The organism is Bradyrhizobium sp., from assembly GCF_019242285.1.
GTDB lineage: Bacteria > Pseudomonadota > Alphaproteobacteria > Rhizobiales > Xanthobacteraceae > Bradyrhizobium.
Genome location: NZ_JAFAVV010000305.1, coordinates 1 through 9135, shown reverse-complemented (window position 1 = coordinate 9135; position 9135 = coordinate 1). Strand labels below are relative to the sequence as shown.

The 9135-nt window shown below is 66.4% G+C and carries 10 protein-coding genes; all 10 read left to right on the top strand.

Annotation, left to right across the window (positions count from 1 at the left end):
• The coding region (locus tag JOY90_RS12045; protein WP_367276914.1) for an SPFH domain-containing protein at positions 1-743 on the top strand (743 nt) is incomplete at its 5' end.
• Between the two features lie 100 nt (positions 744-843).
• Positions 844-1143 (top strand): hypothetical protein, encoded by a 300-nt coding sequence (locus JOY90_RS12040; RefSeq protein WP_291691360.1) that lies wholly within the window; start codon positions 844-846, stop codon positions 1141-1143.
• Between the two features lie 303 nt (positions 1144-1446).
• Complete coding sequence (locus JOY90_RS12035; protein WP_291691359.1) at positions 1447-1983, top strand: hypothetical protein; 537 nt, start codon at positions 1447-1449, stop codon at positions 1981-1983.
• 87 nt (positions 1984-2070) lie between these two features.
• On the top strand, positions 2071-3069 hold the full coding sequence (locus tag JOY90_RS12030) for an MBL fold metallo-hydrolase (protein ID WP_291691358.1): 999 nt from the start codon (positions 2071-2073) through the stop codon (positions 3067-3069).
• Positions 3066-4295, top strand: coding sequence for a hypothetical protein (locus JOY90_RS12025; RefSeq protein ID WP_291691357.1), 1230 nt, complete (start codon positions 3066-3068; stop codon positions 4293-4295). The genes JOY90_RS12030 and JOY90_RS12025 overlap by 4 nt, the downstream gene beginning before the upstream one ends.
• Before the next feature lie 100 nt (positions 4296-4395).
• The gene (locus JOY90_RS12020) at positions 4396-5403 is read left to right on the top strand and encodes a hypothetical protein (protein ID WP_291691356.1); all 1008 of its coding nucleotides are present in this window, start codon (positions 4396-4398) and stop codon (positions 5401-5403) included.
• Positions 5404-5646: 243 nt separating this feature from the next.
• Positions 5647-6798 carry an aminotransferase class V-fold PLP-dependent enzyme gene (locus JOY90_RS12015; protein ID WP_291691355.1) on the top strand — a complete coding sequence of 384 codons (1152 nt, stop codon included), beginning with the start codon at positions 5647-5649 and terminating at the stop codon, positions 6796-6798.
• A 247-nt stretch (positions 6799-7045) separates the two neighbouring features.
• The gene (locus tag JOY90_RS12010; RefSeq protein WP_291691361.1) at positions 7046-7906 is read left to right on the top strand and encodes a xanthine dehydrogenase family protein subunit M; all 861 of its coding nucleotides are present in this window, start codon (positions 7046-7048) and stop codon (positions 7904-7906) included.
• Positions 7907-7910: 4 nt separating this feature from the next.
• Entirely contained in the window at positions 7911-8393 is a 483-nt protein-coding gene (locus tag JOY90_RS12005) for a (2Fe-2S)-binding protein (RefSeq protein ID WP_291691354.1), read from the top strand.
• The coding region (locus tag JOY90_RS12000; RefSeq protein ID WP_291691353.1) for a molybdopterin cofactor-binding domain-containing protein at positions 8390-9135 on the top strand (746 nt) is incomplete at its 3' end. The genes JOY90_RS12005 and JOY90_RS12000, both read left to right, overlap by 4 nt.

Below are 9135 nucleotides of genomic sequence, written 5' to 3'. Positions count from 1 at the left end.
TCGCGCAGAAGATGACGTTGATCGAGCTGCTGCAGAACCGCGCCGCGATCCAGGAGGAATCCGCGGCCGAGATGAAGGCGAAGTTCTCGGGCTATTCGCTCGATCTCCAGGAGGTGCTGATCGGCACGCCGCGTGCGCCGGCCGGCGACCACACCATCGAGAACATCCTGATCCAGCTCCGCTCGCGCCAGGTCGCGCGTGAGCAGATCGATACCTACAAGGAGCAGGAGAATGCCGCGATCCAGGAGCGCGCGCTCAACGAAGCCAAGGCGACGGCGGCGGCACAGTCTGCGCTGACGCAGTCGCTGATCCAGGTCAAGGTCAACGAGAACGAGGGTGCGGCAGCGCTCGCGCGTGCCCAGAAGGACGCCGAGACGCGCAAGGTGACGGCAGCCGCCGTCGGCGAGCAGTCACGGCTCGAAGGCCAGGGCGAGGCCGACCGGGTGCTCGCGGTCGGTGCTGCGAATGCGCAGGCGACCAAGCTTGCGGTCGACGCCTATGGCGGCCCGGAATTCCGCCTCGCCGAGCAGAACTTCGCGAAGTTCGCGGATGCGCTGACCCGGATCAACCAGCCGCTGGTGCCGCAGTTCCTGATGTCCGGCGGGCAGGGCGGCGAGGGCAGCAATGCGGGCCTGATCCCGACCGCGATGCTGAGCTCGATGTTCGGCCAGATGATGCCGGCTGCGCTCGAGAAGCTGAAGGACGAGGCGCCGCCGGCGATGCGCAGAACCAATGGTTCATGACGACTGGCATTGGCGGCGGGGCGACCCGCCGCCAACCGCAAACTACTCTACCGCGCGACGTTTAAATGTCTCGACTGAGACGGCATGATCGGAGTGATAGTTGCCGGCTGCCGAGCCTGTGGATCGAGAGGGCGTCGATGGGGCAATCGTCGCGCCTATGGCAGGCCCGAATTCCGCCTCGCTGAACAGAATTTTGCCAAATTCGCTGAAGCCCTCACACGGATCAATCAGCCGCTGGTGCCGAAGCCCCGATGTTCGGCGGGCAGGGCGGAGAAAGCAACAATGCGGGCCAGATCCCAGCCGCGATGCTGATCTCCATGTCGGTCAGATGATGTCCACAGCGCAGGAGAAGCTGAAGGACGAGGCGCAGCACGCCGTGCAATGGACCAACGGCTCGTGAGCGTACGCTGTGGCAGCCTGGCGGCGAGATGACTCGCCGCCGGCCGCCCGTGAGGCGACCCAACCGCCGGAGCAATGCGGGTCGCAGCTCGCGAGAAGAAAAACCTACCAAGACAAACGGTTAGACTGCCGTGTCAACTTGGTCGGAATGAAAGATGCAGCGCAGGCTGCGATAGTCAGGATGTCAGCAATGCTCTGTTTGGCTGCTGCGTGGATTGACCGCCGCTGAAACCGAAGGATACACTGCTGCAAAATATACGGAGGAATCGCCATACTTACGATCGGCAGGCCCGGCGGTCGGTCGTTGTTGCTCGCAGGCGTCGTTGCGTCGCTGGCGGCAACCGGTGGTGCGGTGTGGCTGCGCGAGATGCGGCCGCCGTCGATGATGCAACCGGTCGCTCAAACCATCAGCACGCGAGACGAGAAACCCCAGCCACCGCCCTTGACGGCGGACGAGGAACGCTTCGCGACGACGTTGTGGGCCGTCCACCGGGAGGCGACACGATCGGCGGTGGCATTGAGCTTCGCCGGCATCGCCTATCAGACCGAAGGCCGGGACGCGCATGCGCTCGCACAAAGGATCGAGCCGCTGGCGAAGTTCTTTCATGATGCCGAAACGCAGGTCCGCGCCATGGGGGCGCCGCCCTCGCTGACCGCGTCGCAAGGACAGTATGTCGACGCGATGGCACTCTACGCCAATGCGGCTTCGGAGATGCTGAAATTCACCGGGGATGGCGACCGGCAGCGGCTGAACCTGGCCCACGAGATGGACGTGCGGGCCTCGGAAGACATGTTGCGGGTCGGCGAAATATTGTGGCCGGGTCAATACAAGCCGCATTAGCGGGTCGGGTGGACAAGGAGACGATAGATACAAGCGCGGTCGGATCTCGATCAGGAAAGCTCGAGCAAATTGTAGGGGAGGAAAGCTATGAGGAAACGTGCAATACGAAACCAAGCTTTCACGTGGATGGTCGCGGTGGCGGCGCTGGCAAGCCTGTTCGGCGCGCCGGCGCTGGCCCAGCAGCCGATCTGCTCGGCATGGTTGATCGAGAGCAGCCGTTTCATGAACGTGCCGTTCGGCTCGTTCATGCCGGACCGCGCCTTCGTGCCCGGCAGCACCAAGCCGGAGAGCAATATCCCGAGCGTCGATCTGCCGGTCAACATCGGCGTGATCAAGTGCGGCAATGAGCTGATCCTCTACGATACGGGCTGGAAGCAGCAGGATTATCTGAAGATGACCGGCTCGGACCATTGGGCGCCGCTGCCGGATCAGTTGAAGGTGCTCGGCTTCAATGCGGCCGATGTCACCAAGGTGGTGATCGGCCATGCCCACTGGGACCATGCCGGCCAATTGTCCGACCTGCCCAATGCCGTGCTCTACGTCCAGCGCGAGGAGCTCAAGGCGATCGAATGGGCGCTCAACTATCCGGAGCCGCACATCCGCGCGGTCAACTCCGATCCGGGCGGCTGCAACCGCACGCCCGCCTGTGGCTACATGCCGCTCACCGTCGAGGAGGTGTACGGCAAGGTGCTGAAGGGCAAGGCGGTGATCGTCGACGGCGAGATGGAGATCCTGCCGGGGGTGCGGATTCATCCGGCGTTTCGCGCCCATACGGCCGGCTCGCAATTGCTCGAAGTGCCGACCAGCATCGGCAAGCTCGTGTTCGGCTCGGACGCGTTCTCCTCATATGAGGGCATCCGCGACTGGATGACCGCGAATGTGCAGCAGACCGATACGGTCCAGCAGTTTCTCGCCTATGAGAAGTGCTACAAGATCACCGGCGGCTACAACAACTGCGTCGCCGCCCACGAGCCGCTGAGCTATACGGACAAGTACCCGTTGACGAAGAATTCCTGGGTGGCGTTGAACGGCGGGCGCATGGCCGAGCTCACGCTGGCGCCGGGTGAAAAATCACGCAAGCCATGAGGGCTGCTTTCGGGGTTGGATCGCCCTCCACACCCGGATTGCCTCATCTCGCGGCTGGACGAAAGCGGATCGTCGCGCGCTGGCTGACCCTCTGGCTCGCCTGCATGGCGTGCCTGGTGGCGGAACGCGCCTCGCCGCATGATGCGAGCAGCTATGGCGGCGTGTTTCGCTCCCGCGATCTCGGCGCCACGTGGCTGAATGCGGATGTCGGCCTGTTTCTCAACGCGGCGCTGGTCGTTGCGGTCGACCCGCGCGATTCGTCGCATCTGCTGGCCGGCACCGACCTCGGACTCCTGAGTTCGCGCAATGGCGGGCGGAGCTGGGTGGCGGAGGCGCGCAACGTCATCTTCGGTGCGGTATTTGCTGTGGCCTTCTCGCCGAACGGCGAGCTGGCCGTATGCGCGGCAGCCAGCGGCGTGTTTCGTCGCGATCGAGACGGTTGGCTGCGCGCCGACGTCCCCGACTCCGCGATCCCCACGCGGGCGCTGGTCGCGGGGCCGGCGAGCGATCGTTTCTATCTGCTCGGTCGGAACGAGCTGTTCGCGAGCGAGGATGGCGGCCGCACTTATGCGGCCGTGCCCGGACTTCAGCGGATGGCCGAAATGACGGCGCTGGCGACAATTCCGGGATCGGCCGACATTCTGGCGGTCGTGATCGACGCGCGGACGATGATCAGTCGGGACGGGGGACGCAGCTGGCGTGGCGGCGGTCTCGACCGCCCGGATGCACCGGTCGACACGATCGCGGTCGACGCCGTGCGGCCGCAGCGGATCTGGGCGGCGGCCGGCGGCCGGATCGTGGTCAGCGATGATCTCGGCTCCAATTGGCAACCCGTCGGACGTCCGCTGCCTGAGGCGAGGGCCAGAGTGCGCGGCATCGCGGCGAGCGCAGACGCGGCGACCCTGCTGGTATCCTCCGATCGCGGGATCTACCGGAGCGAGGACGGCGGGGCGACCTGGGCGCCGAAAGAGGACAATCTTCCGACCCATCTCGAGGCCGGGCTTCTCGCGCGCGACCCGAACGACGCCAATGTCATCTACGCGATGTTCTCGCTGATGCCCTATGCGGAAGTCTGGCGCACGGCCATCGAACGCCGCAACACGCCGGCGCGCATCGAGCCGATGCGCCTCGGCGGCGGGCTCTCGTTCGGTCTGCTGGTGCTGATCGGCGGTCTGGCGGCGCAATATCTTTCGCGCCGACGCGCTGCGGCCCGTTCGTCGCATTGAGAACCCGCGATGCGCGGCATCGTCGCGCTTGCTCACATTGCGCGCCAACCGCTGCCGGAATTTCGGATTCAAAAGCAGCGTCAGTACCGTGGAGTTGCCGGTGTCCTTGGCCATACCGAAATTCGTACAAAGTGCACCACGAACGCTGGCGGGCTTCGGAGCCCTGACGCTCGGCCTCGCCGTGTTGGCAGGCGCGGTTCTGCTGCTGCGCGCCATCTCGGAGGGAAAATTCGTCGAATACCGCATGGGCGAGCCGGAGGATGCGCCGGTCGCGATTGCGGCCGGAGGGGACGGCAGCATCTGGTTCACCATCGACCATGCCGATGCGATCGGCCGCGTACGCAACGCCCGCATCGAGCGGCTGTCCACATCGAGCCGAAACATCGAGCCGCTCGGACTGGCGGTCGCGGCCGACGGCAGCGCCTGGTACACCGACCTCGCCGCGCGCGCCATCGCGCGCATCAGCAGTATCGGCGAAGTCGCTCGCTTCGTGCTCGACACGCCGATCAGCCGTCCCGGGAGGCTGGCGATCGCGCCCAACGGCGCCGTCTGGTTCGCCGATCCGACCGGCTACGGCCTGACCAGTCTGAAGGACGGAGTCTTCACCCGCTACCAGATAGAGTCCGCGCGCGGTGGTCCCTACGGGGTCGCAGTGACGGCCGACGGTGCGATATGGGCGACACTGCAGACCGGCAATCAGCTGCTCGAGCTCAAAGCCGACGGGACCAGCAGGACATTCGACCTGCCTCGCGGCGGCGCCGTGCCGACCGACGTGGCGGTCGGCTCCGACGGCTCGGTATGGTTCCTTCAATTCCGCGCCAATCGCGTCGGGCGATTCAAGGATGGGCAATACTCGGATGTCGAGGTGGATGGGGAAAATGCCGGTCTCAGCGGCATTGCCGTCGCTCCCAATGACGACGTCTGGTTCGGCATGATGCGCCGCGCAAGCCTCGGGCGGCTGCGCGATGGTCATGTCACGGTGTTTGCGCTGCCGCGCGACAATGCCCGGCCGTTCAGCGTCACCGTCGATCGCGACGGCAATGTCTGGTACGCGGACATCAGCGGATTTGTCGGCATGCTGCCGGCCAGGCACGCGGGCGCGCGTTAGGCGCACGGTGCGCATTAGGCGCACGGTGTGCAGAGGCTTGGGACGCCGGAACGCCACGTGACCGCTCTGCAAACGCAGCCGTGCCATGCATATTGGCCGGCTGCGAACAATTGGCTGGCGCGAGCGGTGTGCGACGTTTGATAATGACGTTGATAATGTTGCCACACGCGGGAGCGCTCTCAGGCCGTCCGCGCACCCCTGCGGACATGAGGCAAACCGACCCCGAGTGAAATGAGAGGCTCCATGCTTCCCTCGCAGCGCGACCTTTTCGAGATACCGCGCGACATCTGCTTCCTCAATGCCGCATCCTGGAGCCCGCTGCCGCGCAGGACCGTGGAGGCGGGCCGCGCCGCCATGATGCGCAAGGCGCAGCCGTGGAGGCTGGAGCCGTCCTTCGCCAACGAGCAATATGAGCGCACCCGCGCTGCCGCGGCGCGGCTGATCCATGCGGCGCCGGACGACGTCGCGCTGATCTCCTCGGTCGGCTACGGCGTCTCGACCGCGGCGAAGCTCCTCGCCATTCCGCGCGGCGCGCGGGTGCTGGTGCTGGAGAACGACCATTCCTCGCCGGTGCTGGAATGGCGGAGCCGGGCCGACGCGCAGGATTTCGTCGTCGAGACCGTGCGCCAGCCCGGCGACGGCGACTGGACTTCGGCGGTGCTCGCCGCGATCGAGCGGGATGGCGCGCCGCCGGTCGCGCTGGCGTCGATCTCCTCGGTGCACTGGTCGGACGGCGGTCTCGTCGATGTTGACCGGGTCGGCGCCGCGCTGAAGCGGCGGGGCGCGCTGTTCCTGATCGATGCGACCCACGGCGCCGGCGTGCTGCACATGGATGTCACGCAGCTCGATCCGGACTTCGTGATCTTCCCGACCTACAAATGGCTGCTCGGTCCCTACGGCCGCGCCTTCATGTATGTCGCGAAGCGCCACCAGGGCGGCGTGCCGCTGGAGCAGACCGCCTATGGCCGCCGCGACGTTCGCGCCGAGAACAGCGTATATTTTGCCGACACGCGCTACGTGCCCGACGCCCGCCGCTTCGACATGGGCGAGCGCGACCATTTCATCTCGATGGAGATGGCCGCGATCGGCATGGAGATGCTGGCCGGCTGGGGGCAGGCGGCCGTGCTGGAACGGCTTGCGATGCTGACGGCCGCGATCGCGGACGGCGTGCGAAAACTGCCGGTGCGCGTGTCCGAGGCGCGGTTCCGCGCCCCGCATGTTCTCAGCCTCAGCTTCGACGAGGGCATGCCGGCCGGGCTCACCGACGGATTGGCGGCCGACGGTGTCCACGTCGCGTCCCGTCTCGGCCGCATGCGCATCTCGCCGCATGTCTACAACGACGAGACCGATGTTGACCGTTTCGTGACGGTATTGGCGCAGCGGTTGACAGGATAGCGTGGGCTGAGCGCAGCGTGCCCACCGTGCATCCATGCGTGCTGAAGCAATGGTGGGCACGCTGCGCTTAGCCACCCTGCGCGTTTCCCCTGCACACGCGTTGTACGCATGGGAGATGGCCACTGCTACCCGCCCAGGAGGCTGTTCCAACCGCGTCCGGCCGTGTAGGCTCGGCCTCGCCGCCATCGGGCGGCTCATCCTTGCAGGGAAAGAAGAAAGAGGAGACGCGGGAACCGACATGACCGATATCCGATACGTAGCACCGCGCACGCTTGACGAAGCGATTGGCGCATTTGCTGCCGCCGGAAGTGCCGCACGCATTATGGCGGGAGGCACGGACCTATTGGTGCAGATGCGCTCCGGCCTGGTGCGGCCGGGCCTGATCGTCGATATCAAGAACATCGCGGAGATGACCCGCATCGAGGAGACCGCCGACGGCGGTTTTGTCATTGGCGCCGCCGTCTCCGGCGCCGTGCTGGCCGAGCAGGCGCGCTTCGGCAAGAGCTGGCCCGGCGTGCTGGAGGCCGTCAACCTGATCGGCTCCAAGCAGGTGCAGGGCCGCGCGTCGGCCGGCGGCAATCTCTGCAACGGCTCGCCCGCCGGCGACAGCGTGCCCGCGATGATCGCGGCAGGCGCCGTGGTCACCCTGCGCGGCCCGGAGGGCAGCCGCGAGCTCCCCGTCGAGGACGTGCCCGCCGGCCCGGGCCGCACCAACCTCAAGCCCGGCGAAATTCTCGTCAGCTTCACTTTGCCGGCGCGGCCGAACGGCTCCTCCGACGCCTATCTGCGCATGATTCCGCGCACCGAGATGGATATCGCCGTGGTCGGCCTCGGTGTCAGCCTGACTTTGGAGCAGGGCGTCTGCACCGCAGCCCGCGTCGGCCTCGGCGCGGTCGCGCCGACCCCGCTCCTGGTCAAGGACGCCGCCACAGCGCTGATCGGCTCGCGGCTCGACGACGCCGCGCTGGAGAAGGCCGCTGCCGCCTGCCGCGCCGCCTGCCGTCCGATCGACGACAAGCGCGGCACCATCGCCTATCGCACCAAAACCGCCGGCGTGCTGCTCAAGCGCACCGCCGCGATCGCTGCGCGCCGCGCGGGAGGAAACTAGCCAGATGCCGAAGGTCCACGTCACCACCACCATCAACGGCGAGCCGATGGAATTTTTGTGCGAGCCGTATGAGACCATGCTCGACGCGTTGCGCGGCCAGCTCGGGCTCACCGGCTCCAAGGAGGGCTGCTCGTCCGGCGATTGCGGCGCCTGCTCGATCACCCTCGACGGCCGCCTGGTCTGCTCCTGCCTGATGCTCGCCGCCGAGGCCGAGGGTCACGAGATCAAGACCATCGAGGGCATGGCGCATGGCGAGACGCTGCATCCGTTGCAGCAGAAGTTCCTCGAACATGCCGCGCTCCAGTGCGGCATCTGCACCTCGGGCATGCTGGTCGCCTCCGAGGCGCTGCTCGCGAAGAATCCCGATCCATCCGAGGAACAGGTCCGCTTCTGGCTCGCCGGCAATCTCTGCCGGTGCACCGGCTATGACAAGATCGTCCGCGCGGTGCTCGACGCCGCGGCTGAAATGCGGGAGATGCCACGATGAACATCGTCACCAACAACAAGTGGATCGGCCAGCGCACCATTCGTCCGGATGGCGTCGACAAGGTCACCGGCCGCGCGGCCTTCGCCGCCGACACCACCATGCCCGGCATGATCTGGGGCAAGGTGCTGCGCAGCCCGCATCCGCATGCGCGCATCCGCTCGATCGACACCTCGAAAGCCGAGAAGCTGCCCGGCGTCAAGGCCGTGGTGACCGCGCGCGATGTCGTCGACTTCCCGATCGAGAAGGGCGCGGTGATGCTCGGCATCCAGGACATGCGCTGGATGTGCCGCAACGTGATGGCGCGCGAGAAGGCGCTGTTCCCCGGCCATCCCGTCGCGGCGGTCGCCGCCACCACCGAGGCGATCGCGGCCGAGGCCTGCACTCTGATCGAGGTCGATTACGAGGTCTTGCCGTTCGCGATCGAGATCGACGACGCGATCAAGCCCGACGCGCCGATCCTGCACGAGTTCAACAAGTTCGAGGGCAAGCCGTCGAACATCGCCGGCACGCTGAAGCATGAGAAGGGCAGCATATCGGAAGGCTTCGCCCAGGCCGACGTGATCATCGAGCGCACCTTCACCACGCGCCCGGTGCATCAGGGCTATATCGAGCCGCATGCGTGTCTCATCAGCGTGGCCGCCGATGGCAAGACCACGATCTGGAGCTCGAGCCAGGGCCAGTTCATGGTCCGCGCCATGACGGCCTATCTCACCGGCATCCAGCAGAGCGACATCCGCGCCAT

Coding starts and splice junctions, on each gene's coding strand:
- JOY90_RS12030 (WP_291691358.1), top strand. CDS start 2,071: ATGAGGAAACGTGCAATACGAAACCAAGCTTTCACGTGGATGGTCGCG.
- JOY90_RS12025 (WP_291691357.1), top strand. CDS start 3,066: ATGAGGGCTGCTTTCGGGGTTGGATCGCCCTCCACACCCGGATTGCCT.
- JOY90_RS12015 (WP_291691355.1), top strand. CDS start 5,647: ATGCTTCCCTCGCAGCGCGACCTTTTCGAGATACCGCGCGACATCTGC.
- JOY90_RS12005 (WP_291691354.1), top strand. CDS start 7,911: ATGCCGAAGGTCCACGTCACCACCACCATCAACGGCGAGCCGATGGAA.